The sequence below is a fragment of the Pseudomonas hamedanensis genome (assembly GCF_014268595.2).
Lineage (GTDB): Bacteria > Pseudomonadota > Gammaproteobacteria > Pseudomonadales > Pseudomonadaceae > Aquipseudomonas > Aquipseudomonas hamedanensis.
Genome location: NZ_CP077091.1, coordinates 1500596 through 1526747 on the forward strand (window position 1 = coordinate 1500596; position 26152 = coordinate 1526747).

The following is a 26152-nucleotide window of genomic DNA, read 5'->3' on the forward strand; positions in this document are numbered from 1 at the left end:
ATCGATTAATAAGGCATGAATCAGGCCGCTTAATCTTCTTTCAAGCCCACTCCCGGGCACACTGAAGAGGACGACATCATGCTGAACATTCAAGACAAAGTGATCGTGATTACCGGCGCCAGCAGCGGCATCGGCGAAGCCACCGCGCGCCTGCTCGCCAGCCGTGGCGCTAAAGTCGTGCTGGGGGCGCGGCGCACAGAGCGTCTGGCAGTGATTGCTGAAGAGATCAACAGCGCCGGTGGCCACGCGCAGTTCCGGGCGCTGGATGTCACCGATCAGCAGGATGTGCAGCGCTTTGTCGATTATGCCGTCGAGCACTACGGCCGCGTCGATGTGCTGGTCAACAACGCTGGCGTGATGCCCTTGTCGCGGCTGGACGCGCTGAAGGTCGATGAGTGGAACCGCATGATCGACGTCAACATCCGTGGCGTGCTCCATGGCATCGCCGCCACCCTGCCGTTGATGCAGCGCCAGCGCGCCGGGCAGATCATCAACATCGCCTCGATCGGCGCCTATGCCGTCAGCCCCACCGCTGCGGTGTACTGCGCGACCAAGTACGCGGTCCGGGCCATTTCCGAAGGCTTGCGCCAGGAAGTCGGCGGCGATATCCGTGTGACCGTCATCGCACCGGGCGTGACCGAATCGGAACTGGCCGACAGCATTTCCGACGAAAGCGGCCGCGCTGAAATGAAATCCTTCCGCAAGATCGCCATCCCCGCCGAAGCCATCGCCCGCGCGATTGCCTACGCCGTCGAACAACCAGCGGACGTCGACGTCAGCGAACTGATCGTGCGCCCGACGGCTAGCCCTTACTGAGGCCAAGCGTAAATTTGTGGGAGCGGGCTTGCTCGCGAAAGCGGTGGGTCAGTCAATAAAGATGTTGAATATGCCGCCGCCTTCGCGGGCAAGCCCGCTCCCACAGGGGTTTTGTGGCACCACCAAATCATGGTCAACACGGACCATTGTGGGAGCGGGCTTGCTCGCGAAAGCGGTGGATCAGTCAGCAAAGATGTTGGATGTGCCGCCGCCTTCGCGGGCAAGCCCGCTCCCACAGGGGTTTGTGGCACCAAATCAATGGTCAACACGCAACATTGTGGGAGTGAGCCTGCTCGCGAAAGCGGTGGGTCAGTCAATAAAGATGTTGGATGTGCCGCCGCCTTCGCGGGCAAGCCCGCTCCCAAGGGTTTTGTGGCACCACCAAATCAATGGTCAACACGGACCATTGTAGGAGTGAGCCTGCTCGCGAAAGCGGTGGGTCAGTCAGCAAGGATGTTGGAAGTGCCGCCACCTTCGCGAGCAAGCCCACTCCCACAGGGTTTTGTGGCACCACCAAATCAATGGTCAACACGAAACCATTGTAGGAGCGGGCTTGCTCGCGAAAGCGGTGGGTCAGTCAGCAAAGATGTTGAATATGCCGCCGCCTTCGCGGGCAAGCCCACTCCCACAGGGAATCGCGTTGCTGCTGACGAAACAGGCTCGCACGCCGTTTGACCTAACGTGCCCCCGGCCCGATCAGCATGCTTTCGATTTCAGCGCCGGGCATCATCTGCTGCAACCCTTCGATGAGCTTGTCGCCGGCTTCGGTCAGCGCTTCCAGCGGCATGGCCGGCAGGCTTTCGAGGATGAACCACATCTGCTGCGCCTGCGCATCGAGGCGGGTTCGCACGCCCTGGCGCCAGTTCCAGCGCCGGCAGGTCACGCCCTGATCGTCGCGCCAGACCACTTCGCCAGCGTCCGGGAATTCATGCGCGGGCTGGCCTTCTTTCATCGTATCGAACGGCTCGCTGCCATCGGCGACGACCAGGCGCGGCGAGCCGACGTAAGCTTCAGCGTTCTCGCCGCCCACGGGAATCGCGTACTCGAGGCTGATGGCGTTGTACAAATCGACCACCGGATCGATGCTCGGCAAGTTGCCGTCACGTAGCACACGCTTGCGCAGCGCTTCGGCCGAACAGGGCGTACGCTGCGGCTTGGCGCCGAACTGGCGGAACACATCGGCCCAGGCCTGCAAGTGCGCAGGCGCCCACGCCGGACCACCGGCGGCGACACTCTGGCAGGCCTGGGCCAGGGCTTCACCCGCCACATAAGCCTGAGTAATCGGCGCGGCCTGCACGACAATACTCAGCGCTCTGAACCCCGGCGCCAGTTGCGCAACAGCCGGATCGATTGACGGCACGACAGACAGCATCCCAGAATCCCCCTCATACCTGAATTTGCAAAGATGCTAGCGATCAATGACCAATAAAGTCAATATATCGACCGAGGCCGGCGCCGATGTCCAGACCGTCAGCGCCGCGGTTTCCCGCACGCTCAAACAGGCGCGCAAACAACAGAGCATCACGCTCGACGAACTGTCGCGGCGCTCCGGCGTGAGCAAAGGCATGGTGGTCGAGATCGAGAAAGGCTCGGCCAATCCGAGCATCGCGACCCTGTGCAAAATCGCGGCGGCGCTGGGGCTGTCCGTGGCGGACTTCGTCAACGTCGCCGATACGCCGGCAGCGCACCTGATCGACAGTCAGGACATTCCGACGCTGTGGACCGGTGAGCTGGGCGGATCGGCGCGACTGCTCGCGGGCACCAGCGGCCCGAACATGCTCGAGCTGTGGCGCTGGGAGCTGTTTCCCGGCGAGTCGTTCTCTTCAGCCGGGCATCCGCATGGCACCACAGAGCTTTTTCATGTCGAGAAAGGCACGCTGCATTTGAAGGTGGGCGATGCTGAACTGATTGTCGGACCTGGATGTTCGGCGGTAGCGCGGACGGACGTGGCGCATGGGTATGCCAACCTCGGGCGGTCGAAACTGGTCTTCACGATGTCGGTGACAGAACTGCATCAGAATGCCAGGGAAAACCCTTCACCCTAGCCGCGGCCGGCGGGGAGAAGGAACTGACCGCCCGCTCCCACAGGTCCGTCGGCGCGGCGCACATCCTGATCACCCGCCAAAATCCCTGTGGGAGTGAGCCTGCTCACGAAGAGACCGGCTCATTCACCGCAGTGGTAAGCCCAGTGCCCGCAGCGAGCGATCATTCAGGCTTGGGATGCTCGGTTGCCACCGAATTGGTCGCGTCTACATCCGCCATGTCTTCGTCGACGGGTGCCTCATCGTCAGGCGGCAGTGGCACGTCGCTGTTTTCATTTTCATCAGTGTCCATGTCGAAATCTCCGATCTGATTACGGTCTCGCGCGAGGAGCGCGAACGCCTCACTTGAATGGAGGCGCCTGCCGCGCCGGAGTTCGAATTCAATCAGTGCCCGGCGACGAATGCGCTCAAGCTTGCAGGGCCAGCGAAGAGGTATGGCCGGCGAAAGCGTTTACGCCCTCGCCGCCCTCTACCCAACCCTGTCAGTCGTAAAACGGCGCAACCGGTTCGCGGCTGCCGACAAAGAAACTGTCCGCCACCAGGCGCAACGGCTGCAGATCCAGATCGCTGGCCTTGTCGCCGATCAGTTGCTGGAAATGACGGTACACCGCCGCGTACTCGCCTTCTTCCGAGACGGTCTGACGCACCCCGTCGATGCTCAACAGCGCACCACCGTTGTCCAGGCGCAGGACGCCTTCAAGGCAGCGAATCTCGATGCTCCAGAGTTCGTCGTGGCCGTGGTCAAAGTCGAACTCGGCACGAACGTCCAGTTGTTGCGCGTCGGACATTTTGATCGACGCGGCAATCGGCGACTGGCAGTTGCTCGGCACGCGCAGTTCGGCAGCAGCGACGAACAGCGGCAGCGCCAGCAGGTGCGTGGCAATCGACAAGGCATTGATCCCCGGATCGAATACGCCCAGCCCACCGGGCTGCCAGATCCAGGCCTGGCCCGGGTGCCATTTGCGCACGTCTTCCTTCCAGTCAATCTGCACGCTTTGCAATGTGCGCGTCGCGAGCCAGTCACGGGCAGCAGCGATGCCCGGCGCGTAACGCGAATGCCAGGCAAACAGGCCGCTGACACCTTGCTGCGCAACCTGATCGACCAAAGCCATGGCCTCCCCCAAAGTGGCGCAAGGTGGTTTTTCCACCAGCACGTGCTTGCCCGCCGCCAGCGCTTGCCGGACCAGCGCGAAGCGCCCTTGCGGTGGCGTGCAGAATGCAATCGCATCGACTGCCGGGCCGTTGTCGAGCAATTCGCCCAGTGACTGGAAGTTCTCCACCCCGGGGCAAGGCTGGCCTTGAGTGGCGACGGACACCAAGCGGAACGCCGGGTTGGCGAGAATGGCGGGGACGTGTTGATCCTGGGCAATCTTGCCGTAGCCGACCAGACCGAGACGAATCGGTTGCATCAGTGACTCCTGTTGTATGTTTTGTTTTTGTCGATGACGCGAAAGATTACCTGCAAACGCGGGTCAATACTCGTTCCACTGCACGCTCTGCCACTTTGCTCTCGCCGGACTGCAAATCGGTTATCAGTGATACACGGGCAACCAAAAGCGCAGAATCAGGCACCACGCCGCCCTAACCTGCCGCGTCGCTTTGCACCGAAGTCAGATACGCCACCAACGTCGCCGCGCAGGCCTCGATTGCGCCGTCCACCACCAGCTCGAAACCGTGGGTGTTTTCCGTCGGTATCGCCAGGCACCCGGCATGCGCGCTGATCCCGGCGCTCATGACTGCACTGGCGTCGGAGGCGAAATCCACCAGTAACGCGAACTGTGGCACGTAGCCGCAACGTCTGGCGGCATCCGCCAGCGCCATCACCACCTCTCGTGAGTAATAGCCCTTCTGATCGCCGGTATCAATGATCGGATCGACGCTCAGCTGCGTGCCGTACTCGCTCATGACCGGGCCCACTTCGACGGCGATCGTCGTGTCTCCCGGTAAATGCGCGGCGGCGTACATCGCGCCGGCGTTGCTCTCTTCTTCCAGGGTGGTGAACACAAAAAACGCATCGAACGGCAACTGCTCACGGCGCTGGCTCAATTGCGCGACGGCTTGCAGCATGGCGAGCACCGGCGCCCGGTCGTCGAGAAAGTGCGCGGCAAGCGCATCACCGACACGAAACGGCACGCGCCAATGCTGGCTCAGAACCACGCGGGTGCCGGGGCGCACGCCCATTCGGTGCAAGGCCTGCGGATCGCTGCGGGTGATGACATGCACGTCCTTCCATTGCACCGCGCCGCTCATGACATCCTGGCCTTGCGGCGAACCCGTGGTCGCGTGCATCGAGCCAAACGACAGCACACCCGCAAGCGTCTGGTTGTCACCAAGGATATCGACAGGACAGACACCGAAATTCACCGGGTTCGCACCGCCGAGCGCAACCACGCGCAACGTGCCATCAGGCTCGACACGTTTGACCACCATGGCGATCTCGTCCATGTGCCCCATGATGCGCACCGCCTGCCGGGACTCCGGGTCGGGCTGATGGCCCTTGAGCAGGCCGATGACGTTGCCGGCCGGATCGGTCCAGGTCTGGTCGCAATAGCGCATCAGGTGCGCCTGGCAGATCGCCCGCACCTCGTCTTCCTGGCCCCCGGGGCCGCGCGCCATCAGCAAGCGCTGCAACAACGCCTGGGTATCTTCGTGTTCTTCTGCACGGTGCGCGGCCCGTGCCGGGTCCGTCGGGGTCTGCGACATGCCTTGACTCCTTGCGTGATGCCTCGGGCCTGTCCCGAGCGCTCAGAAGTTAGGGCCGGATCAACGGCAAAAATTCAGCCGGGCTTGTTCGGAGCGTCGAGCACCGCGCGAATTTTTCGCGCCAGTTCACCGGGACGGTAGGGTTTGGCGATCAGCTCGAACTCCTCGCCGCCAACTTCGCTGCGCTCCAGCGAGTCCTGCGAATAGCCTGAGGTAAGCAGGATGCGCGTCGCGGGGTACAAGCGATCGATTTCACGGGCCAGGGCCGCGCCATTCATCGACCCGGGCATGACCAGATCGCTGAACACCAGATCGAAGCGCGTGGTTTGCAGCAGTGCCAGCGCCTCGGCGGCGTCGTGGACAATGACGCTGCGATAGCCGTAGTCGGCAAGCATCACTTCGGCCAGCTCCGCGACCTCTTCACGGTCCTCGACAATCAGGATGCGCTCGGTGCCGCTCAGCCTTGCGCCGTCGAGCATCTGATCTTCGACCCAGACCTGACTGTCATCGGCAGGGAAATACAACCGCACCGCCGTGCCCACGCCCGGCGTCGACTCAATGCGCGCGACCCCGCCGGATTGCTTGGCGAAACCATAGACCATCGACAGGCCGAGGCCACGACCGCTGCCTTCTTCCTTGGTGGTAAAGAACGGCGTCATCACCTTGTCGAGATCCTCGTGCGGGATCCCGACGCCGTTATCAATCACCGCGATGCTGACGTAGCGCCCCGGGGCGAGGCCCGGGTTTTGCTCGTCGTACAGCGGCGTCGACACCGTGACGTTGCGGGTCTGCACCGTGATCAATGGCTGGCTGTGGCCGTGCAACGAGTCCTGCGCATTCGACAGCAAATGGTTCAACGCCATCTCGGTCTGGGCCGGGTCGAGACGGCAGTTCCACAGATCGCCGGCAAAGTCGAAACACGGCTCCAGCTCAGGCGCGTCCAGGCCGGCGACGGTTGCTCGTTCGAGCAAGGCGTTGAGGTTGATCACCCGGCCTTCGAGCCGTTGCCGGCGCGAAAACGCCAGCAGGTGTTGCGTCAGCAGCCGGGCCTTTTCAGCGGCGGCGCGTGCGTGGCCGGCGCCCATGACGATGCGTTGCGGGTCGGCGCTCGGGCGTTTGGCGGTGTGCTGGATCAAGTCGATGTAGCCGATCATGACCTGCAGCAAGTTGTTGAAGTCGTGGGCGATGCCGCCCGTCAGCTGCCCCAGCGCTTCCATGCTCTGCACGTAGCGCAAGCCGTTCTCGGCATCGCGGCGGCGGCTGACGTCCAGTTGCGACGCGAAGAAATACACCAGTTTGCCGTGTTCGTTGAATATCGGCGTTATGAACAATTCGCTCCAGAACGTCGAGCCATCCTTGCGGTAGTTGAGCACTTCGACGCAGATTTCATGCTGGTTTTCCAGGGCTTCCCGGACCCGCTGCAACACCGCCCTGTCGGTTTGCTCACCCTGCAGAAAGCGACAGTTGCGCCCCACCACCTCGTCCTGGGCGAAGCCCGTCAGCTCGGCGAACGCCTCGTTGGCAAACACGATGGGGTTATCCGGTTGCCCGGGATCGGTGACAATCATGGCCGTGCGGCTGACTTGCACTGCCGCGAAGAACAGGCCTTTTCTGTTGTGCGAAAGACTGGCCACATCGGCACTGTTCAGAACCGGCTTTGGCTGTTTGCGCAAGGCAATCTCCTTGTATATCGCTCACGTGTCGTTGTGACCGCAAGCGGCGGCCGGAGTGCCGCTTGCGGGCGTTACAGGCGAAACCGTTGGTCGCCCCGCGACCTGCATCGTCGTCGGATAATGGATGTTGTGTTGATCCGAACAGGCGCCCGGGTTGTCGAACGGCAGACAGACGCTTGCAGAAACACCGCCACGCCGCTGTTGGCGCAAGCATCACCCGCATCCCTTCATGGAGAACCCACGTGGACTTGTTGTTTCTTGGCACCTCTGCCGGCGTTCCGACACGCCAGCGCAACGTCAGCGCCACCGCCCTGCTCGAAGCCGCGGGCAGGGGCTGGTACCTGATCGATTGCGGGGAAGGCACCCAGCATCAAGTGCTGCGCACGCCGTTATCGCTGAGCGAGTTGCGCGCCGTTTTCATTACCCATGTGCATGCTGATCACTGCCTCGGTTTACCGGGCTTGCTGGCCAGCGCCGGCATGTCCGGGCGTACCCGGCCGCTGGACGTGATCCTGCCGGCCGCGCTGCACCCATGGCTGCGGCTCAGCCTCGCCGTCACCCACTCGCACCTGCCGTTCGAAATCCACCTGCACGCCGTCGAGACCCTTGGCGACTGGCGCCATCGCAACGTGCAGGTGACCACCGTCGAGCTGTCCCATCGTGTGCCGTGCCACGGGTATGTCTTCACCGAGACTGATCCCGAGCCGCGTCTGGATGTACAGCGGCTGGCCGCCGACGGGATCGAGCGCGGGCCGCTCTGGGGCCAACTGGCCCATGGTCAGGATGTCGAATACGCCGGGCGCTGGTTGCGTGCGCAAGACTATTTGCTCAGCGCGCGGCCGGCGCGACGGATCATTGTCTGCGGTGATAACGACCAGCCGGAACGCCTTGCCGAAGTGGCCGTGGGCGCCGATGTGCTGGTGCACGAAGCGACGTTCGTGCAAGCGGCCATCGACCGCACCCGCGCCAGCTACGGGCACAGCAGCGCCGCCGCGATTGCCGGCTTCGCCGAAACCGTGGGCGTGCGTAATCTGGTGTTGACGCATTTCAGTGCGCGCTACCAGGCCAATCCGGCGTTGAGTCCGTCGATTGAAGACGTTCGTCAGGAAGCGGCGGCCCACTATCACGGCCGCTTGATTCTCGCCCGTGATTTGCAGCGCTATCACCTGGACCGTTGTGGCGATTTACAACCGGAGGTTATCGAGCGGCAACCGCGCGACAGCCGTTGAGAAAGGGGGCGGCGTCCGTCCCGGGAGGAACGGACGCCAGGGTACAACGTTACTTCTTGGCTTCCTTGTCGGGATCGGCCGAGCGTTGCAGGAACGCTTCGGTGAGTTGCGGCAGATGATCAAGCAACCACTGCGCCATGGCGACTTCCTGCGGCAGAATCGTCTCGCAGGCTTTTTGCGTCTGGGTATCGCCCGCCGCTTGCGCCGCGGCGATCAGCACCGTGTAGCTGGCGATTTCCATGTTCTCGAAAACGTATCCGGCCATGGCACCCTTGATCACTTCATCGCTCATCAAGGTGCCGCCGACTGCCTGACCGAAGGCCATGAGTTTGCCGCCCAGGTCCTTCATGGTCGACGCCTCACCGCCCAGACGTTGCAGGCATTCGTCGATCAGTTTCTGCTGGCCCAGGGTTTCCTCGATGTGCTGGTCAATGCGCGCCTTGAGCTGCGGATAATGTTCCAGACGCTTGGATTGCGCCTTGAGCATCTGCTCAGCCTGTTGCTCCATGGCGTGGGCGTCACGCAACCAGTCGAGCAGATTTTCCTGTGGAGTAGCCATTATCGAATCCTCTTCTTGATGAGTTCACAGTGATCGGCCAGGGCGCCCGCTTGTGCCGACGCGCCCGGCACACCGCAGCGATGCCTGCGGTTTCAGCGTGGTCACAGGGCGGGTTTGGCCTGTGTGCCGGAACCCAGATCCGCACCGGTGACCGGCTCGCTGTTGGGGTCGGACATGGTCCGCATTTTCATGTTTTCCAGGAGCGCCTCGTCAGCGCTGTCCAGTTGCACCGTGGCCAGCCCGTCTCCGCCATCGACGGCCGGTGTTGGGTTTTCGACGAATTCCCAATCATCGCCCTGGTTCCATGGGCCGCGCATGCTTTCGGTGCCTTGCGACATGTTGAAGTAAACGTTAGTGAATTCAGGCATGCCGGGCAGCTTGCCTTGAGGGAAGTTGGGCTGGATCGCATGCAGGGCTTTTTCGAACGACAACTGGTGAGCGATTTCCCGGGTCATGAGAAAACCCAAGGCTTCTTTCACGCCCGGGTCATCCGTCACGTTCATCAAGCGCTCATAAACAATCTTCGCCCGTGCTTCAGCGGCAATGTTGGAACGCATGTCCGCGGTAGGCTCGCCAATCGTGTCGATATAGGCCGCCGTCCAGGGCACGCCAGCCGAGTTGGTCAGTGGCGAGCCGGCGCCATAGAGCAGGCTGGTAATGTGCGAATCGTTGCCCGCGCCGTTGAGCGAGCGATACAACTCACCCTCCTCCTCCACACCCTCGGCCATCCGGCCTTTGGCGCCCTTGTTGAGCATGACGATGATCGAACCGATGACCTCCAGATGGCTGAGTTCTTCGGTGGCGATGTCCATCAGCAAATCCTTGCGTCCCGGATCGTCTTCGGACAGGGCCTGGGTGAAATAGCGCGATGCCGCCGCCAGTTCGCCTTGCGCACCGCCGAACTGTTCAAGCAGCAGGTTGGCCAGGCCCGGGTTGGGCTCGGCAACACGAACGGTGTATTGAAGTCGCTTGTTATGTAGAAACATGACAAATCTCCTCAGTCTTGAGTTGAGCGCGGCGCTGTCCACGGTTAAACAACGGCCTACCCTGTTGTGAAGCACGGGCGCTGAGGAAATTTCAAAAAAAATCACGCTTCAAGACAAATGGTTGGAACTGCCGAACAAGCGAAACGGCCCGCTCCGCTGCGCCTGGTCACTTGCTTTGAACCACTGACGAGGCGCGCGGCTCCCAGTGAAAACACCCCAGGAGCCGACACCATGAATGCCTTCAAACATCTGCTCACGGCGGCCCAGGTTACGCGCTTGCGGGCGCTCGACACCTGGCACCAGACCCTGGACGATCAGGCCCTGCGCATGGAGTGCCCGGACCGCTATCACGAAGAGTTGCTGCGTCAGTGCGATGAAATGGATCGGCGCGGCATCGTCACCTGGAGCGAGTGGCGCGATTTGCGCATCGAGGCGGATCAGGCCTACCTGCGCGCCATTGCCGGTAATGACTATCACTGACCGCCATTGCCCAGCCCTCCAGCCTTGCGAGCCCTCCCATGAGCGATCCACGATTCGGTATCGAAGAAGAATATTTCATCACCGACCTGCACAGCCGCGAGATGGTCGGTCGTCCTCCAGCCGAGGCGATTGAGGCGTGCAAGGCGGCCATGGGAGACGCATTCGCCAGCGAGATGTTTCAGGGCCAGATTGAAGTGGCCTCACCAGTGTTCACCGATTTCAGTCAGGCCAGCGACTATCTGCGCGGCGCACGCCAGACCCTGAGCGCAGCACTTGAGCCTTTCGGGCTCGGGCTGCTTTGCGCGGGCAGTCATCCGCTGGCCGATTGGCGCGATCAGGTGCCCACCGCCGAAGCGCACTTTATCCAGCTGTTCCAGGACTACGGCCACGTTGCGCGGCGCAGCGTGCTGTCGGGCCTGCACGTGCACGTCGAAGTGCCGCCGCCGTTCGATCGCATCCAGGTAATGAACCAAGTGTTGCCGTGGACGCCGCTGCTGCTGGCGTTGAGTTGTTCCTCTGCGCTGTGGGACGGCGCCGACAGCGGTTTCATGAGTTATCGACAAGTGGCCTGCGGCGAGTGGCCGCGCATGGGCGTGCCGCCGATGTTTGTCGATCAGCGCGACTACGACGGGCACATCGCGTTTCTCAGCGAGATCGGCACGATTCATCAACCGAGCGAATGCTGGTGGGGCATCCGTCCCGCCGTGCGTTACCCGACGCTTGAGTTACGCATGACCGACGCCTGCCCGCGGGTTGAGGATGCGCTGACGCTCGCCGGGTTGTTCCGCGTACTGGTCACCCACGCCATGGAACAAGCGCAACCCGGCGCGACTTATGACCTGCGCGCTCGGGCGATACTTGAAGAGAACCACTGGCGCGCCAAACGCTTTGGTATCCATGGCAGGTTCATCGTGCCGGGCAGCGGCACCGAGTGCACCGCTGAACAATGGCTAGGGATGGCTCAACTGCAATTTGCCGAAACGGCCAGGCAGTTGCGTATGCCTTTGCTGTTCGAACACGCCAGCAACATCATCGCCGAGGGCACCAGCGCCGACCGGCAACTGGCTGTGTTCAATCAGGCCCTCAAGCAGCACGGTGCCCGCTCGGCCTTGTCACGGGTGACCGCGCTGCTGCTTGAGGAAACCGCGGCGGGTTGAGGCGCCAAAGGGCACGCCGCGTCAATCACCCTTGCCCGCTCGGCTACCGCCGTGGCTATGTTGCCCGCCAACGCGCGCCTTCTCCGCTCGATCCAGCTTGACGTTGGCCGTGGGGTCACCTTTTTTGCCTGCGCCTTTGATCTTTTGCGGATCATCGGCGAAAGAGTGCTCGCTTCGATGTTTCTCAGTCATGGCTGTTGCTCCCGTTCATCTTTCATAGTTGCTTATAACGCCCGGCCATTGGGCATTGACAAAACACTAGCACTGCAACTCTGCCGCCCCCACCCGAGCGTCACCTGTGCCGACAAAAGGTTAATTAAGCGAAGCGGCGATAACACTGACAGCAGCATTTTAATATCATAAAAAATTATACGAAGCGGCAGCGAATTCGGTGCACTGTATAAGTTTCTCTGCAACCGATACCGTTCATCGGCTCTGATAAAAAATCTTCAAACGTTTCTCACCGTCGCGTTATCGGAATAATTGTCCGCAGCAACAAACGGACAACTAGCGAAACGTCAATCGATACTGGAGAACTATCATGACTACTGGTAATAAAAATCCGGGTAACTTCGCCAACGATCGCGAGAAAGCATCCGAGGCGGGTAAAAAAGGCGGTCAGGCCTCCGGCGGCAACTTCGCCAACGACCGGGAGAAAGCATCCGAGGCCGGTCGTAAAGGAGGCCAGAACAGCCACGGCGGTGGTCGCAAATCCTGAGCAAGGGAACCCGGGGCAGCCTGGCTGCCCTTTGCGGTCAATGGCTGACAGGTCATAAGCAGAACCCGGTCATGGGGTGGTAGCGGATGCAACGCGGTGAGTTGCGCCGCCACTGGTGGCAACGTAACCAGCCCGTCGCCAACCATGACCTTCCTGCTCAGACAAACGGCAAGACAGTTATGCAGCAATAAACAACTTGGCGACAACCGTTATAAGCAAAACAGCAACACGCAACTTCATGGCATTTGACGGACAACAAGGGCGCTATCTTTATAGCACTCAAAGTTCGACTTTTTGCCCATACAAACATGAGGTAAGTTGAAATGGCACAAGATAAACAAGGCGGCATGTCGGTTAACGAAGCGGGTAAAAAAGGTGGCGAAGCCACTTCGGCTTCCCATGACAAAGAGTTCTACCAAGAGATTGGCAGCAAAGGTGGCCAAAACAGTGGTGGCAACTTCAAGAACGATCCCGAACGTGCAGCCGAAGCCGGCAGCAAGGGCGGCCAGAACAGTGGCGGCAACTTCAAAAATGATCCGCAACGCGCAGCCGAAGCCGGCAGCAAAGGCGGCCAGAACAGCGGCGGCAACTTCGCCAATGACCGTGAAAAAGCATCCGAGGCCGGGCGCAAGGGCGGCGAAAACAGCCATGGGGGTGGGCGCAACAGCAATAGCTGATGCGCCGGTTGCAGGGGAGCCTCGCTCCCCTGCCGTTTTGAGTTAACCGCCGAACCCGCTTATCAGGAGGTCCTCATGTCAACCGACCCGCCAAACCTTGGCTGTGCGTGTCCGGAATGCACGTGCGACTGTCCCCGCGACAGCACATTCGAGCGTGACGGCAAGCGCTTTTGCAGCCAGGCCTGCGCCGATCTGCACCCGGATGGGCAGCCCTGCCCGGCCGCCGATTGCCACTGCGAACGAAGCGTGAAGCTGGGCGAGCGTAGCGTCAGCGATTCGAAACTCGACGAAGCGGTCGAGGAAACCTTTCCCGCCAGCGATCCGATCTCACCCTGACGTTCGGTGCGCATCGTGAGGGCGCACAGCCGCGCCTCATGCCGATGGAACAACGCTGTGCGCCCGGTGTGCGGCGCCCAACCAACCGTGGAGGAATGCCCCATGATCGCCCCAGCAACCGGTATGAAGCCGGGGACGTGCTACGCCATTGAAAGCGTTGAACGTGCGCCGCAGTTCCCCGGTTTTTTTCTCGATGGCAAATATTACCTCGGCCCGGAATTGCAGACGGCCGTGGGCTGGCTCGAAGGCCAGGATTTCATTTACGACCAGCTCGACCCGACCGGCGAACCGATCTACCCCGACCGACGCGTCGGCCAGATCCAGAACCTGGCACTGACGCTCGGTGACGGTCAGCGTCTTGCGCTCAATGAAATTCCCTACCCGACCACAGCCGAACCCGAGGCTGCGGCGCCGCACAGCCGCGATGATTTGCCACCGAATCAACAGCGTAAAACGCGACTGTCCGGCAAACTCGTGGTAATCACCGGAGCCTCCAGCGGCATCGGTCGCGCCGCTGCTCAAGCGTTCGCCGACGAACAGGCCAGGCTGGTACTCGCAGCGCGCGACGAGGTCGCCCTCGCCGAGGTGGTGGACGAATGTGTCGCGCGCGGCGCGGCGGCGCTGGCGGTCCGCACCGATGTCACCGACAGCGCGCAAATGCAGGCGCTGGCAAGCCAGGCAGCTGAGTTTGGCGATGGCCGGATTGACATCTGGATCAACAACGCCGGGGTCGGCGCAGTGGGCAGCTTCGAGCAGACGCCGCTCGACGTGCATGAGCAAGTGCTGCAGACCGACTTGCTCGGTTATCTGCGCGGCGCTTATGTGGTGTGGCCGTATTTCAAGGCGCAGAAGCAAGGCGTTTTGATCAACACCTTGTCGCTGGGCAGTTGGGTGGCGCAGCCGTACGCGGCCGCGTACTCGGCGAGCAAGTACGGCTTGCGCGGTTTGACCGAAGCGCTGCGCGGTGAACTGAGCGGCTGCCCGGACATTCACGTATGCGATATTTATCCAGCGGTGATCGACACCCCGGGCTTTCGCGATGGCGCCAATTTTACCGGCCACGCGCTCAAGCCCCCGCCTCCCGTTTACGACCCGCACCGGGTCGCCCGAGCGATGGTCCACTGCGCACTCCATCCGAAACCCAGCACCACCGTCGGCGCCGCAGCCACACTGGCGCGGGCTGCGCACTTCGTACTGCCGGGCTTCCCGCAGCTATCGGGCTGGCTCACGCGATGGGGATTCAACCGCAGTCCGGCGACGGCAACTTCGTCCGGCAACCTGTTCAATCCACCCGGCGGCGAGCGTCGCGTCGAAGGCGGCTGGCGCTCGGCCAAAGCCCAGGCATCACCGCTGTGGGTCGCTGGCGCGGCGTTGCTCGTGGGCGGATGCCTGCTGGCACTCACCCGCTCCCGCACACGATAACCGAAACGCCTTCGCGAGCAGGCTCGCTCCCACATTAGAACCGGGGACAAGGCGCAGATCTAGCCGCCACCCCAAGCCCCTGTAGGAGCGAGCCTGCTCGCGAAGAGGCCATAACATTCAACATCCATGTCGCCCGGGACGCCGCTTTCGCGAGCAGGCTCACTCCTACATTAAAACCGGGGACATAACCCAGATCTGACTGACACCCGAAGGCCCCTGTAGGAGTGAGCCTGCTCGCGAAGAGGCCATAACATTCAACATCCATGTCGCCTGGGATGCCGCTTTCGCGAGCAGGCTCGCTCCTACATTAAACCGGGGACATGACCCAGACCTGACTGACACCCGAAGGTCCCTGTGGGAGTGAGCCTGCTCGCGAAGAGGCCACATTCAACGTCCATGTCGCCTGGGATGCCGCTTTCGCGAGCAGGCTCGCTCCCACGCTAAAAAAGCCAGATTGTCCGCGCTCAGCGTTCGCGGGTCACGGTCAGGGCAACCACGGCGATGCGTTCGACGCGTTCGTAGCCGGGCTTGAGCAGTTCTTCGCTGAACACATCCGGGTCGAGTTCGCGATAGGTCCAGGCGTATTGTTCGCCTGACACCATCGGCTCGATCGCCTGACGAAACGGATCCTGCCCCGCGACGATCGCCACTCCGGTGTACACCAGCAAAGTGCCGCCCACTTCCAGGCGCGGCAGCGACTCGCGCACGATACGCACCGACAGGCCTTCGCCCAGCGTGCCGCCGCCGTGGCGATAGGCGCGCTGCTGCTGATCGTTCATGTAAGGCGGGTTGGCAACGATCAGATCAAACAGCCCTTCTACGCTGGCCAGGACATCGCTGCGATAGACGCTTACGTTGCTCGCCCCGGCCAGTTCGGCATTGACCGCCGCCAGGCGCAGCGCCCGCGGATTGATGTCCACCGCGAGCACCTCGGCATCACGCCGCGAACGGCCCACCACGACCGCACCGATGCCGCTGCCGCAGCCGATGTCGACGGCGCGTCTGACCGGTGCAAAGCGTGTTTGCAACTGCGCGTCAATCGCTTGGGCGAAGCGATAACTGTCCGGGCCGAAAAACACCGCGTCGGTGTCGCTGGTCGGCCAGGCCGAATGCACAAACAACAGCTCGCCGAGCCGCGACCAGCGCACGCTGCTGCGCCACAACGTGTCTTGGCGCTCGATTACCCCGGCGCGATCGAGCAGCGCCCGATCCTCGTCACTGAACAGCTCAGGGTCGAACGGCATCGACCAACCGAACACATCACGCCAATCCCGCGCCTGAGGCACCGGGACGCGCTGGTAGTAGCGCTCATGGGTCAAGGGTGACGGGGTGATGAACTGATAACCACTGTCGAGCAAGCGCTTGCCCAGATCGAGCAACGCCCGATCCGCCGTTTGTTGTACTGACATGTTTCCTCCTGAATCAGCGCAGTTGCCCGCGCAACTCGACAAAACGCCGGGTCGCAAACAGCCCCGCCGGCCGCCAGTGACGCCGGGCCGATAGCCACGGCAACAAGGCTTGCATCTGTTCGCCAGGCGTCAGCGGTTCGAGCTGTTCGCGCAGCGCGAGCAGCTCTGCATCCTCAATTTCGTCCTGAGCCGCGCCCGGGGCCTGAGCCGCGACGTGCGGCCGGGTCCGCGGGGCGTATTGCGTGTCAGTGATCCAGTCACGCAGCAGTTGTTTTTCATAGCCGCTGAACACCCCGAACATCACAGCCTCGCTGCCATCGATCAGTTGCCAGAAACGACTCTGCTCCACCGGCTCGCCGCGCTTGATCCAGCCTTTGCGCTGCAACGCCGCGAGGAACTCGCCCATCTGCCCCGGCACCGCCAGCCACTGATTGATCGTGCGATTTTCGAGGCGGCAATAATCGGAGTGCATGTGCTGACCGAACACGCATTTGCGTTCCAGCATGGCAATCACTTCCCGCTCCAGATCAAACGCCTGGATGACATCGGTCGAGCCTTTGCCCAGATCATTGAGTCGATACCCGAGGCTGACGCGCCGATAAAACGCCTCCCGCTCGGCGCCCAGCGGCAGCAACTGCAACAGCGCCTGCACCGCTTTGTGGGCATGACCGGTACTGGCGTTGTCGATGGTCACGTGCAAGCGGAAATACTGCGGATCGATACCCAGCTCGCGCAGCTCATAGGTGCTGATCAACAAGTGCAGCGGCAATTGTTCGTAACCCAGGTTGTAGCCGATCACTTCCGGCAGAAACTCATCGCTGCACTGGCCCAGCGCGAGTTGCAACGCGCCCTGCAAATAGAGGTCGTCACTCAGGCCACGCAGGTCGTCGCAATCGTGCTCGGCGAGCAGCTTGCGGTAGATCAGCACATGGTTCTGCCGAGGCAGGCCATCGCCCAGTTCTTCCAGGTAAGTGTCGAGCAAATGGTCGAAACGCGGGTCCTGCCAGTGCGCGGCAATCCCGGCCAGCCAAGCGCCGTCCACTACTTTGGTCGGTGCCACATGCTGAATGAAATACAGCGCGTGGGAGCGGTTGCGGAAGTAGCGCCGCTCGCCGCCCTGCTGGCGCGTCTGCAAATATTCAGCGTATTGCGCGGCCACCGCCGCGCAACGATGCTGGGCCCATTGTTCAAGCTCTTCAGGGGTCGCAGGCAGATCGCTTGACAGCTCAGCCGCGCGGCGCAGTTGTCCTTGCAGCAGCGTCCGGGCTTGCCGACTGGCCTGTGAGTCCCGGGCCAGCAGCCGCTCATATTCCTGACGATACGAGGCCGCCTGAAAAGTACGCGTCGTGGAAGAGGTCTTGATCGCGGTTTCGATCATCGTCATGGCCGTTCACCTTCGCCTTGTGCGAGCAGTTTGTTCATGAACAAAAGAGTCGAACCCGGAAAAAATAATTCCTTTTTTTTGCCTTGAACATGCGCTTTGCGCCGCTTGTCGCTCATGCGCCGATTTTTCTGAATCCTCGCCCAGCCGCTCAATCGAACCTCATGACCCCTGCCCAAAGCTGAACCGCAAAGGGATGCGCCCATGAAAACGCTTGCCACCACATGCCTCGCCGCACTGCTCCTGAGCCTTCAGACCGTCACGCTGTGCTACGCGGTCACGCTTAATGCCTTCGTTGAAGAAGCCGCTGAACAGAGCCTGTTCCAGAACGACAGCGCGCGCATCGCCCTGGAAAAAAGTGCACTGCCCGACGTCAGGGACTTTGCCCGGCAAATGATCGCTGACCACGACCGCGTCTATCCGCAGCTCCAGAAACTGGGCCAAGCGTTGCGCATGGACGTGCCGGCGCAACCCTCGGTCGCCTCGAAAGCCAAGCGCCTGCGGCTTGAATCCCGCGACGAATCGTTCGACCGCGTCTACATCGACAGCCAGGCGCAGACCCTCGAACGCAAACTGATGCTGTTCAAGAAGGAAGCGATGTCCTCGGAGAACCCGCAGCTCAAGGCCTTCGCCAGCGCCGAGCTGCCAGGCATCGAGAAGCAGGCGCAAAAGGCCAAGGATTTGCAGGAACAGCTCAAACCCTCGGCGGGCGCCCTGAAGTCAACGAGGCCGTGAGGCTGGCGCGGTCGCCGCTATCGAAGGCAACGCCCGCGCCACCTCGCCCGCCGTCTCAATCGATCGGGCCGATATTGATGGTCAGGTCAGCGCCCAGCCCCGGCACCTTGGCCAACACGTCGACCGGCGTCTCGCTGGAAAAGTGCACCACATAACCCATGCCGCTGCCGTCCTCCTCTATTGCACTGACCCACAGTTCGACTTCGTCGGCGTCCAGCCCCAGAGCGTGGCCAAACTGACGGTTGCGGTGATCGGAATCGGTTTCGTCCATGGGGTAATCGTTCATGTGCAGCCTCCTCAACCGATGAATACGTGTTCGTGGATCGTCCTAACCATGGACGCCGGCGCTACTGCCGCAGTTCGTTTTTTTTGCCACGGCTGCCCTTGGCGCAATGCAACGGCACGGTCATGCGCCGATGCGGTCGCAATAAAAAGACTTAGGTTTTTCTGCCCCGCCGCCTATCGGGAGAAGCGCATGCCAGCCGTCCAACGCCAACCGTTTTGTGCACGTCTGATCATCATTGGCTATGGCAGCATCGGCCGTGGCGTGTTGCCGCTGCTGCTGCGTCACATCGAACTCGATCCAGCGCAGGTCTGGGTGATTTGCCCGTCCGGGGCCGCCGAGCAAGCGGCCCGTGACTATGGCGTGCAGGTCGAGCAACAGGCGTTGACCGCAAATAACTTCCACGCGTGCCTGGAGCCGAAACTGCGCGCCGGCGATTTTCTCTTGAACCTGTCCGTCGAAGTGTCCAGTCAGGCGTTGCTCGCTTTTTGCCAGACGCGCGACGTGCTGTATCTCGATACCTGCACCGAACCGTGGGCCGGCGGGTATGACAGTGCCGAACAGCCACCCCAGGCCTGCACCAATTACGCCTTGCGTCACGGCATTCTGGCGTTGCGTGGCGCTCAGGACAGCGCCACGGCGATTCTCACCCACGGCGCCAACCCCGGCCTGGTCTCGCATTTGGTCAAGCAGGCACTGGAAAATCTGGCGGCGGACATCGGCCAGCAGCATCCGGTCTGTACTTCACGGGAGGATTGGGCGCGGCTCGCCCAAGCGTTGCAGGTCAAGGTCATTCACATCGCTGAATACGATTCGCAATATGCCGCCCGGCGCAAGGAGCCCGGCGAGTTCGTCAACACCTGGTCGGTTGAAGGCTTTATCGCCGAAGCGTGCCAGCCGGCGGAACTCGGTTGGGGCAGTCACGAGCGCGCATTGCCGGCCGATGCCCGACGACACCCCTACGGCAGCCAGGCCGCCATTTACCTGCAACGGCCGGGCGCCGCGACGCAAGTGCGCACCTGGACCCCGGGCGTCGGGCCGACCCTCGGTTTTCTGGTCACCCACAGCGAGGCCATTTCCATCGCCGAATACCTGACCGTCGGCGAAGGCGCGCATCCCGATTACCGGCCGACCGTGCATTACGCCTACCGACCCTGTGACGATGCGCTGTTGTCGCTGCATGAACTTGCCGCTCGCCAATGGCAACCGCAACCGCGGCAACGCTTGCTCGACGATGACATCGCAGGCGGGCGCGACGAACTCGGCGTGTTGCTGCTCGGTCATGGGAAAACCGCCTATTGGTATGGCTCGACCTTGAGCATCGATCAGGCCCGCACGCTGTGCCCGCACAACAGCGCGACGTCACTACAGGTCACCGCGGCGGTCATGGCCGGAGTGGTCTGGACGATACGCAACCCTCGGCGCGGCATCCTCGAACCGGATGAGTTGCCGCACCGGGAAATCCTCGAACTGTGCCGTCCTTATCTCGGCCCTCTGCAAGGTTTTTACAGCGACTGGACGCCGCTTGCGCAGCGCCATGTCGGCATTGATCCGCCAAGTGATGAGGAGGATCCGTGGCAATTTCGCAACCTGCGTTTCACGTGAACGACGCCCTATAACGGGCAATTCTTGGGACTCGCTGACCGCCTATCGGGCCAAGGCAAAACTTTCAAAACATTTTCGCGCTGACGGCTATCGGAAGTAGTGTCTGTTGCGATCAGGTCACGGTAGGCCATCTGACCCGCGGCGGACACCCATCAACAGCCACACAGGGATCGGGCGCGTGGCCCCTTCCCTTCGAGGTCCGCCATGAAAGCTTCGATCGAATCCCGGCCATGCGCCCCGCAACTGGAAAAAGCCGAAGAACCGGCCCATGAAATGGAAGTGTGTTCACTACCGGCTCACGTGCTCAGCGATACCCCGCCGGACACCGCCGAAACCCCGGCACTGGCCGTTTCCGTTGCCACACCGATCACGCGGCGCTGCTGTTACGAACGCAGCCAGGGCATCGCTCAAGCAGAACGCCATTCAAGCGCAACGCACACCCGGCCGGTCTGCGAACGCGGCTCATGAGCGCCGCGCCGTTGCCTGACCGGCAGCCAGCATTCGCTAAACACCACCCAGTTGCGCAAGCGCCAGCCCCTTCAATTGCGAGGTGATTTATGCCAGTCCACGTCATTCATTTCACCGGCCCGATCAATGCTTCCACCTGCGGGCACCTGATCGAAAAAGCCTCGGCCGCGGTCCAGCAAAACGCTTCGAAGCTGATCGTCAACATTGCGACGATGGGCGGCGAATGCAGTTATGGCTTCACCATGTACAACTTCCTCTTGTCGCTGCCGATTCCGGTACACACCCATAACCTGGGCACGGTGGAATCGATGGGCAACATCGTTTTTCTCGCCGGCCGTCATCGGTCGGCCTGTACCCACAGCAAATTCCTCTTCCATCCGTTCCATTGGCATCTGCAGGGCGCGGTCGACCACTCGCGCATGTCGGAATACGCCATGAGCCTGGATTACGACTTGTACCTGTATGCGCGGATCGTCGCCGAGCGCACCACCGAGGCACGGGAACGGCTGGAAACGGAAAAGTACCTGACCGCCGCCCCGCGCATCATCGATCCGTCACAAGCGCTGCTCTGTGGCCTGATCCACGCCATCGAACCGCCGATGATCAGCGCCGAATCGGTGACTTCGATCATCCACAGCTAGCCCTCGCTTCAGCGCACGCGGCAACCTCCAACACCCGATTGCATACGCCTCACGGCAGCGCGCGACGCTGGCTGTCGGGGGTTCGCCGTGAGGTTTTTTTGCCCGGCAATGCCGTTCATGAAATCGTTGGAATTTTTTCTTTGCGCCTTCACTCACTTGCCTATGAGCGTAAGGAGTAGCGCATGGGGCACACCGATATTTTCACCATCGAATACAAGCTGCACGGCCAAGCGAAGTCGTTCGTCATCCGCAGCAAAACCATGTGCAACGCGGCGGCGTGGCACTGGGCAAGTTGTGACGCCGGTATTGCGCCCATACCCAAACCCGGGAAACCACCGCTCAAGGTCGTCTCCAAGCCCCAGGCCGAACGGTTCGGGATCACCGAGGTGAAATGGCGCGAGACGGCGGCACTGGACTGGACGGAGGCGTCATCATGATTTCGACAACGTCAAACGACTCACTCGCCCACGTGGAAGAGGACGAACCGGCGCGTATCAACGCGTTGTTCTATGAAGCGGACCGGCTCGAAGAAAGCGCCTACCGGCTGTTCAATGACAGCCGCCGCGATGCGCAGACCTGGCAACGCTTCAACGAAGCCAAAGCGATGGCCGATGCCAAGCGGACCGAGGCGTATCAAGCGTGGATGCAGTTGCGCCGGCAGCCCCGGCGCTAACCCAGCGCCGTGTCGAGGAACATCATCACGCCAAACCCGAGCATCAGGCCCAGGGTGGCCGGGGTTTCATGGCCGTTGCGATGGGTTTCCGGAATGACCTCGTGGGACACTACAAAAATCATCGCCCCCGCGGCCAGGCCAAGGGCAACCGGGTATCCGAGGGCGAAGCTGTTGGACAGGCCCAGGCCGATGATCGCGCCTAAAGGCTCCATCAGCCCGGACCCCACAGCGACCAGAGCGGCGCGAATCGCCGAGATTCCCGTCACACGTAACGCCAAGGCCACCGCCAGCCCCTCGGGGATGTCCTGAATGGCGATGGCCGTGGTCAGCGGCAGGCCGACGCTCATGTCGCCCTCGGCGAAGCTCACGCCGATCGCCATGCCCTCAGGCAGGTTATGCAGAGTAATGGCCAGCACGAACAACCAGACCCGATTGATCCTCTCGGCTTGAGGGCCGCGCCGGCCGCTCTTTTCGTGTTCGTGGGGGACGAAGCGGTCGAGCCCGACCATCAACGCGACGCCCAGCCCCAAGCCGACCACGACCACGCAGGCGGCGAGCAGCGGACTGTGGGTCAGCGTCTGCGCCGCCTCGATGCCCGGCAGGATCAGGGAAAACGAACTGGCCGCGAGCATCATGCCGGCGGCAAAACCGAGCATGGTGTCTTGTGTCCGCGCTGCCACATCGCGCAGCACCAGCGCCACCATGGCGCCCACCGCCGTCGCGGCAAACCCGGACAGCCCGCCCAGCGCAGCAAAGTGCAGGTTATCCCGGTTGGCACTGACCAGGCCGGTGTAACCGCTGACCAGCAACAATACCGTGACGATGACCAGCGTCAGCCAGAACGACAGCGCGCCCCAGCCGCTGCGCGACAACTGGCTCAACCAGGCGCGCAACGGTGCGGCGAAAGACGATGCAGGTTGCGACATGAAGCCCCCTGTTGGCAAAAAGTGAATCGATGATCAGCCCTTGCTGTGTTCCGGCGACGACGGCCCTTCCTTGACCCCGCGCGGGCCGGCAATGCCCCAGACAATCAGGCCCAGCACCGGAAACACGATCAGGCCGATGGCCCAGGCCGCTTTCACACCCACGGTTTTTTCACTGCGAAACACACTGACAATGGCCCACAGATCGACCAGCAGAATAATCACAGCGATACCTATCGAAAAATAACTGACGGCTTCGTTCATGACGCAGTCCTCCACAGGTTGGTACAGATTTGGGCCTCGTGCTTACGCCAGCGTTCAAAAAAATGCCGGGGAGACTGGACCGCCATACCTGTGCGCGCATTGAAAAGTTTCTCGTCGGCCGAACGGCGCTTGATTGAACGCAAGCTGAAACGTTGTACTAGGATAGGATCCAAACCTGCAGCGTTTCACCGGTCAAGGAGCTTCACGCCGGTGTTTCAGGCACACGCGCCACTCATTGCCACTCATGGATGAAGACATGAATTCACACCTGTTTCCGCACATCGGCAAAGTCATCGCCAGCACCGGCAGCCGCCATTTTCCGCGGATGTTGCATGACCTGATCCGTACGCAACTGGCGGTCGACGCCACGCATATCCGGCAGATGCGCGTCGAATCGGTGGTTGCGCGCAGCGAGCCCGACCCCGCAACAGAAGCGGCGTTATTGGCCGAAACGCTGTTCTGCGAGCACAGCGACGCGTTACCGCCCGTCCCCGCCACGACCGCCACCGACGCCTCGCAACTGCACCTGACCCGGCGCAAGGACGGTTACCGCTACGTGATTTCGGTGTACCGCAACGATCAGTCGGAGCGGTTTTCCGCCCGCGAGCGCAGCCTGTTGCAGGACATTTCCCCGGTTCTGCTGCCGATGGTGGAAAAACACATTAACGCCCTGCAACCGCTGGATAATGACCCGCAAAGCCCGGCGACCACGCCAGAGAGCAGCGGGCTGGAGACTTTGCGCCTGCGCTTCAACGAACGTTTGCAGCAACTGGGGCTGAAACTGTCCAGCCGGGAAAGCGAAGTGTGCATCGGCCTGCTCGCCGGGCAGACGGCGCCGGAACTGGCCGCGCAGTTGCAGCTGAAGGTCAACACTGTGGAAAGCTACCTCAAGCGCGCGGCAATCAAACTGGGCATCAGTGGCCGGCATTCACTCATGAAGTGGATGTATTCGCCGCAGCACAGCTCGGCCACCGGCGTCGCCTGATGACCGCGCTGGCACGAGCTTGAGCCTCAGTCCCGTGCCAGCGCCTCGATCGGGTCGAGCCGCGAGGCGTTGCGTGCCGGCACGAAGCCGAAAACGATGCCAATCAGCGTCGAACAGAACACCGCCGTCAGCACCGAGCCCAGCGAAAACACCATTTCCCACTCTTTGATGAACACCGAAAACAAATGGCCGATGGCATATGACAGGGAAATGCCGATCGCGCCGCCGAGCAGACAGACCATCACCGCCTCCACCAGAAACTGCTGCCGAATGTCCGACTGCCGCGCGCCGACGGCCATGCGGATGCCGATCTCGCGGGTGCGTTCGGTCACCGACACCAGCATGATATTCATCACGCCGATGCCGCCGACCACCAGCGAAATCACCGCGATCAGCGACAGCAGCAACGCCAATGAGCGGCTGGTCTTCTGCACGGTCTGCATGATGCTGTCGAGGTTGTTGGTGAAGAAATCCTTGGTGCCATGACGCTGCAGCATCAACTTGTTGACGTTGTCTTCCACCACTTTGCTTGGCTGGCCGTCCTTGATGCGCACGCTGATGCTGTCCAGATAGCGCTGGCCCAGCAGGCGTCCGGCAGCGGTTTCGTAGGGCACCCAGACGTTGAGTGATTTGCTCGCGGCAAACAGGTTTTTGTTTTCCGCTGCCACACCGATCACGGTGCACGGCAGATTGCCGATCAGAATCACTTGTCCGAGCGGATCGACCTGCTCGCCGAACAGACGCTGACGGGTCTTGTGATCGATGACCACCACCTGGGCCTGGCGCCGCGCATCGCTTTCACTGAAGTGAATGCCCGCCGCCATCTTGATTCCGCGTACCTGGAAATACAGGTCGCTGACGCCGTTGACCTGGGCATCGACGTCGATGTTACGGTAGCGCAACAGCAGATTGCGCCCGACCACCGGCGTCGCGCTGTCGACGTAATACAGCTGATTGAGCGCCGCGACATCGGCGGGCACCAGGGTTTCGATGGCGGCGGAACGGCTGTCGCCGAAACTGGTGCCGGAATAGATATCGATAGTATTGCTGCCGATCGCCTGAATATCCTTGAGTACATAACGCTTGGCCCCCTCGCCGATGGCCGAGATCGACACCACCGAGGTGATGCCGATGACGATGCCGAGCATGGTCAGCAAGGTGCGCATGCGGTGCGAAATCAGCGCGACCCAGGCCATGTTGAAGGCTTCCTTGAACAGCCCGAGGCTGGCGACCAGACGCCGCGCCGCGGTGGCTGGCCGCGCGGCCGGCTCGTCAGGGGAAGACGCTGCGCTGTCGCGCACGTTGCGCCGGTCGCTGAGGATCTCGCCATCGCTGACCTCGATGATGCGCTCGGCATTGGCCGCGACTTTCGGGTCGTGGGTCACCAGAATCACCGTGTGCCCGGCGGCGTGCAGCTCTTGCAGAATGTGCATCACCTCCTTGCCGCTGGTGGTGTCGAGGGCGCCGGTCGGCTCATCGGCGAGGATCACTTCGCCGCCGTTCATCAAGGCGCGGGCGATACTCACGCGCTGTTGTTGGCCGCCCGAGAGTTGGCTCGGTCGATGCGTCAGGTGCCGCTCCAGGCCCAGGCGCGCCAACAGCTCGCGGGCGCGCGCATGGCGCTGCGGCTCCGGGGTCCCGGCATAAATCGCCGGAATCTCGACGTTGTGCATGGCGCTCAGGTGCGGCAGCAAGTGATAACGCTGAAAGATAAATCCGAAGTAATCGCGGCGCAGTTCGGCCAGCGCCTCGCTGTCGAGGTCACGGGTTTCCCGGCCGTTGATCTTGTAGCTGCCGGCGGTGGCGTAATCGAGGCAGCCAAGAATATTCATCAGGGTTGATTTGCCGGAGCCGGACGCACCGATGATCGCCACCATTTCCCCGGCATGGATGCTCAGGTCGATGTCTTTCAGCGCGAGAAATTCGCGGTCGCCAGCGGTAAAGCTGCGGGTGATGCCGCTCAGTTGCAGCAGGGCTTCGGCCATGA

At 61.9% G+C, this 26152-nt stretch carries 30 protein-coding genes; 16 read left to right on the top strand and 14 right to left on the bottom strand.

Features of this window, described 5'->3' with window-relative positions; all coding sequences use genetic code 11:
- The first annotated feature begins 78 nt into the window (after positions 1-78).
- Entirely contained in the window at positions 79-816 is a 738-nt protein-coding gene (locus tag HU739_RS06460) for an SDR family oxidoreductase (RefSeq protein ID WP_186547918.1), read from the top strand.
- A gap of 676 nt (positions 817-1492) precedes the next feature.
- Here the strand turns inward: HU739_RS06460 and HU739_RS06465 are convergent.
- On the bottom strand, positions 1493-2188 hold the full coding sequence (locus tag HU739_RS06465; RefSeq protein WP_186547921.1) for a B3/B4 domain-containing protein: 696 nt from the start codon (positions 2186-2188) through the stop codon (positions 1493-1495).
- A 46-nt stretch (positions 2189-2234) separates the two neighbouring features.
- Between HU739_RS06465 and HU739_RS06470 the strand changes: the two genes are divergently transcribed.
- Positions 2235-2861 carry a helix-turn-helix domain-containing protein gene (locus HU739_RS06470; RefSeq protein WP_186547922.1) on the top strand — a complete coding sequence of 209 codons (627 nt, stop codon included), beginning with the start codon at positions 2235-2237 and terminating at the stop codon, positions 2859-2861.
- A 160-nt stretch (positions 2862-3021) separates the two neighbouring features.
- Here the strand turns inward: HU739_RS06470 and HU739_RS26860 are convergent, their stop codons facing one another.
- The 4 genes from HU739_RS26860 to HU739_RS06485 all read right to left on the bottom strand — a co-directional run bounded on the left by HU739_RS26860 (position 3022) and on the right by HU739_RS06485 (position 7234).
- Entirely contained in the window at positions 3022-3150 is a 129-nt protein-coding gene (locus tag HU739_RS26860; RefSeq protein WP_264082156.1) for a hypothetical protein, read from the bottom strand.
- A 190-nt stretch (positions 3151-3340) separates the two neighbouring features.
- Entirely contained in the window at positions 3341-4267 is a 927-nt protein-coding gene (locus HU739_RS06475) for a Gfo/Idh/MocA family protein (protein ID WP_186547924.1), read from the bottom strand.
- A gap of 172 nt (positions 4268-4439) precedes the next feature.
- Positions 4440-5561 (bottom strand): M20/M25/M40 family metallo-hydrolase, encoded by a 1122-nt coding sequence (locus HU739_RS06480; protein ID WP_186547926.1) that lies wholly within the window; start codon positions 5559-5561, stop codon positions 4440-4442.
- Positions 5562-5635: 74 nt separating this feature from the next.
- Positions 5636-7234 carry a histidine kinase famiy protein gene (locus tag HU739_RS06485; RefSeq protein WP_186547929.1) on the bottom strand — a complete coding sequence of 533 codons (1599 nt, stop codon included), beginning with the start codon at positions 7232-7234 and terminating at the stop codon, positions 5636-5638.
- Between the two features lie 242 nt (positions 7235-7476).
- Between HU739_RS06485 and HU739_RS06490 the strand changes: the two genes are divergently transcribed.
- Positions 7477-8463 carry a ribonuclease Z gene (locus HU739_RS06490; protein WP_186547931.1) on the top strand — a complete coding sequence of 329 codons (987 nt, stop codon included), beginning with the start codon at positions 7477-7479 and terminating at the stop codon, positions 8461-8463.
- 49 nt (positions 8464-8512) lie between these two features.
- Here HU739_RS06490 and HU739_RS06495 read toward each other — a convergent pair whose 3' ends face one another.
- Positions 8513-9022 (bottom strand): ferritin-like domain-containing protein, encoded by a 510-nt coding sequence (locus HU739_RS06495; protein ID WP_186547933.1) that lies wholly within the window; start codon positions 9020-9022, stop codon positions 8513-8515.
- Positions 9023-9123: 101 nt separating this feature from the next.
- Positions 9124-10008 carry a manganese catalase family protein gene (locus HU739_RS06500; RefSeq protein WP_186547935.1) on the bottom strand — a complete coding sequence of 295 codons (885 nt, stop codon included), beginning with the start codon at positions 10006-10008 and terminating at the stop codon, positions 9124-9126.
- Between the two features lie 231 nt (positions 10009-10239).
- On the opposite strand from HU739_RS06500, the gene HU739_RS06505 reads away from it, so the two are divergent.
- Together HU739_RS06505 and HU739_RS06510 are read left to right on the top strand one after the other, a co-directional pair.
- Positions 10240-10488 carry a hypothetical protein gene (locus tag HU739_RS06505; RefSeq protein ID WP_186547937.1) on the top strand — a complete coding sequence of 83 codons (249 nt, stop codon included), beginning with the start codon at positions 10240-10242 and terminating at the stop codon, positions 10486-10488.
- 38 nt (positions 10489-10526) lie between these two features.
- Positions 10527-11645 (top strand): carboxylate-amine ligase, encoded by a 1119-nt coding sequence (locus tag HU739_RS06510; RefSeq protein ID WP_186547939.1) that lies wholly within the window; start codon positions 10527-10529, stop codon positions 11643-11645.
- A 21-nt stretch (positions 11646-11666) separates the two neighbouring features.
- Here HU739_RS06510 and HU739_RS06515 read toward each other — a convergent pair whose 3' ends face one another.
- Positions 11667-11837, bottom strand: a complete 171-nt coding sequence (locus tag HU739_RS06515) for a general stress protein (protein ID WP_186547941.1) — start codon at positions 11835-11837, stop codon at positions 11667-11669.
- A 349-nt stretch (positions 11838-12186) separates the two neighbouring features.
- On the opposite strand from HU739_RS06515, the gene HU739_RS06520 reads away from it, so the two are divergent.
- The 4 genes from HU739_RS06520 to HU739_RS06535 all read left to right on the top strand — a co-directional run bounded on the left by HU739_RS06520 (position 12187) and on the right by HU739_RS06535 (position 14798).
- Positions 12187-12363 (top strand): con-10 family general stress protein, encoded by a 177-nt coding sequence (locus HU739_RS06520; RefSeq protein ID WP_039764047.1) that lies wholly within the window; start codon positions 12187-12189, stop codon positions 12361-12363.
- A gap of 323 nt (positions 12364-12686) precedes the next feature.
- Positions 12687-13040 carry a con-10 family general stress protein gene (locus tag HU739_RS06525; protein ID WP_186547943.1) on the top strand — a complete coding sequence of 118 codons (354 nt, stop codon included), beginning with the start codon at positions 12687-12689 and terminating at the stop codon, positions 13038-13040.
- Positions 13041-13115: 75 nt separating this feature from the next.
- Positions 13116-13376 (top strand): metallothionein, encoded by a 261-nt coding sequence (locus tag HU739_RS06530; protein ID WP_186547945.1) that lies wholly within the window; start codon positions 13116-13118, stop codon positions 13374-13376.
- A 102-nt stretch (positions 13377-13478) separates the two neighbouring features.
- A complete protein-coding gene (locus HU739_RS06535) occupies positions 13479-14798 on the top strand; it encodes an SDR family oxidoreductase (protein WP_186547947.1) in 1320 nt (439 codons plus the stop codon).
- Positions 14799-15262: 464 nt separating this feature from the next.
- Here HU739_RS06535 and HU739_RS06540 read toward each other — a convergent pair whose 3' ends face one another.
- Both HU739_RS06540 and HU739_RS06545 read right to left on the bottom strand, forming a co-directional pair.
- The gene (locus tag HU739_RS06540; RefSeq protein WP_186547949.1) at positions 15263-16207 is read right to left on the bottom strand and encodes a methyltransferase; all 945 of its coding nucleotides are present in this window, start codon (positions 16205-16207) and stop codon (positions 15263-15265) included.
- Positions 16208-16220: 13 nt separating this feature from the next.
- Positions 16221-17591, bottom strand: a complete 1371-nt coding sequence (locus HU739_RS06545; protein ID WP_186547951.1) for an iron-containing redox enzyme family protein — start codon at positions 17589-17591, stop codon at positions 16221-16223.
- 201 nt (positions 17592-17792) lie between these two features.
- On the opposite strand from HU739_RS06545, the gene HU739_RS06550 reads away from it, so the two are divergent.
- Positions 17793-18323 carry a DUF4142 domain-containing protein gene (locus HU739_RS06550; protein WP_186547953.1) on the top strand — a complete coding sequence of 177 codons (531 nt, stop codon included), beginning with the start codon at positions 17793-17795 and terminating at the stop codon, positions 18321-18323.
- A gap of 55 nt (positions 18324-18378) precedes the next feature.
- Here HU739_RS06550 and HU739_RS06555 read toward each other — a convergent pair whose 3' ends face one another.
- Positions 18379-18609, bottom strand: coding sequence for a hypothetical protein (locus tag HU739_RS06555; protein WP_186547955.1), 231 nt, complete (start codon positions 18607-18609; stop codon positions 18379-18381).
- A gap of 189 nt (positions 18610-18798) precedes the next feature.
- On the opposite strand from HU739_RS06555, the gene HU739_RS06560 reads away from it, so the two are divergent.
- From HU739_RS06560 to HU739_RS06580, 5 genes are all read left to right on the top strand, one after another.
- Positions 18799-20211, top strand: coding sequence for a homospermidine synthase (locus tag HU739_RS06560; RefSeq protein ID WP_186547957.1), 1413 nt, complete (start codon positions 18799-18801; stop codon positions 20209-20211).
- A 204-nt stretch (positions 20212-20415) separates the two neighbouring features.
- A complete protein-coding gene (locus HU739_RS06565) occupies positions 20416-20679 on the top strand; it encodes a hypothetical protein (protein ID WP_186547959.1) in 264 nt (87 codons plus the stop codon).
- An 89-nt stretch (positions 20680-20768) separates the two neighbouring features.
- On the top strand, positions 20769-21320 hold the full coding sequence (locus HU739_RS06570) for an ATP-dependent Clp protease proteolytic subunit (protein WP_186547962.1): 552 nt from the start codon (positions 20769-20771) through the stop codon (positions 21318-21320).
- Between the two features lie 182 nt (positions 21321-21502).
- Entirely contained in the window at positions 21503-21757 is a 255-nt protein-coding gene (locus HU739_RS06575) for a DUF6555 family protein (RefSeq protein WP_186547964.1), read from the top strand.
- The gene (locus HU739_RS06580) at positions 21754-21993 is read left to right on the top strand and encodes a hypothetical protein (RefSeq protein ID WP_186547966.1); all 240 of its coding nucleotides are present in this window, start codon (positions 21754-21756) and stop codon (positions 21991-21993) included. Before HU739_RS06575 ends, HU739_RS06580 begins: the two co-directional genes overlap by 4 nt.
- Here the strand turns inward: HU739_RS06580 and HU739_RS06585 are convergent.
- Together HU739_RS06585 and HU739_RS06590 are read right to left on the bottom strand one after the other, a co-directional pair.
- Positions 21990-22919, bottom strand: coding sequence for a ZIP family metal transporter (locus tag HU739_RS06585; protein WP_186547968.1), 930 nt, complete (start codon positions 22917-22919; stop codon positions 21990-21992). The two genes, HU739_RS06580 and HU739_RS06585, sit on opposite strands and share 4 nt — an antisense overlap.
- A 33-nt stretch (positions 22920-22952) precedes the next feature.
- Entirely contained in the window at positions 22953-23180 is a 228-nt protein-coding gene (locus HU739_RS06590) for a PLD nuclease N-terminal domain-containing protein (protein ID WP_186547970.1), read from the bottom strand.
- 256 nt (positions 23181-23436) lie between these two features.
- Between HU739_RS06590 and HU739_RS06595 the strand changes: the two genes are divergently transcribed.
- The gene (locus HU739_RS06595; RefSeq protein ID WP_186547972.1) at positions 23437-24165 is read left to right on the top strand and encodes a helix-turn-helix transcriptional regulator; all 729 of its coding nucleotides are present in this window, start codon (positions 23437-23439) and stop codon (positions 24163-24165) included.
- Positions 24166-24191: 26 nt separating this feature from the next.
- Here HU739_RS06595 and HU739_RS06600 read toward each other — a convergent pair whose 3' ends face one another.
- Positions 24192-26150 (bottom strand): MacB family efflux pump subunit, encoded by a 1959-nt coding sequence (locus HU739_RS06600; RefSeq protein ID WP_186547974.1) that lies wholly within the window; start codon positions 26148-26150, stop codon positions 24192-24194.
- Between the last annotated feature and the right edge of the window lie 2 nt (positions 26151-26152).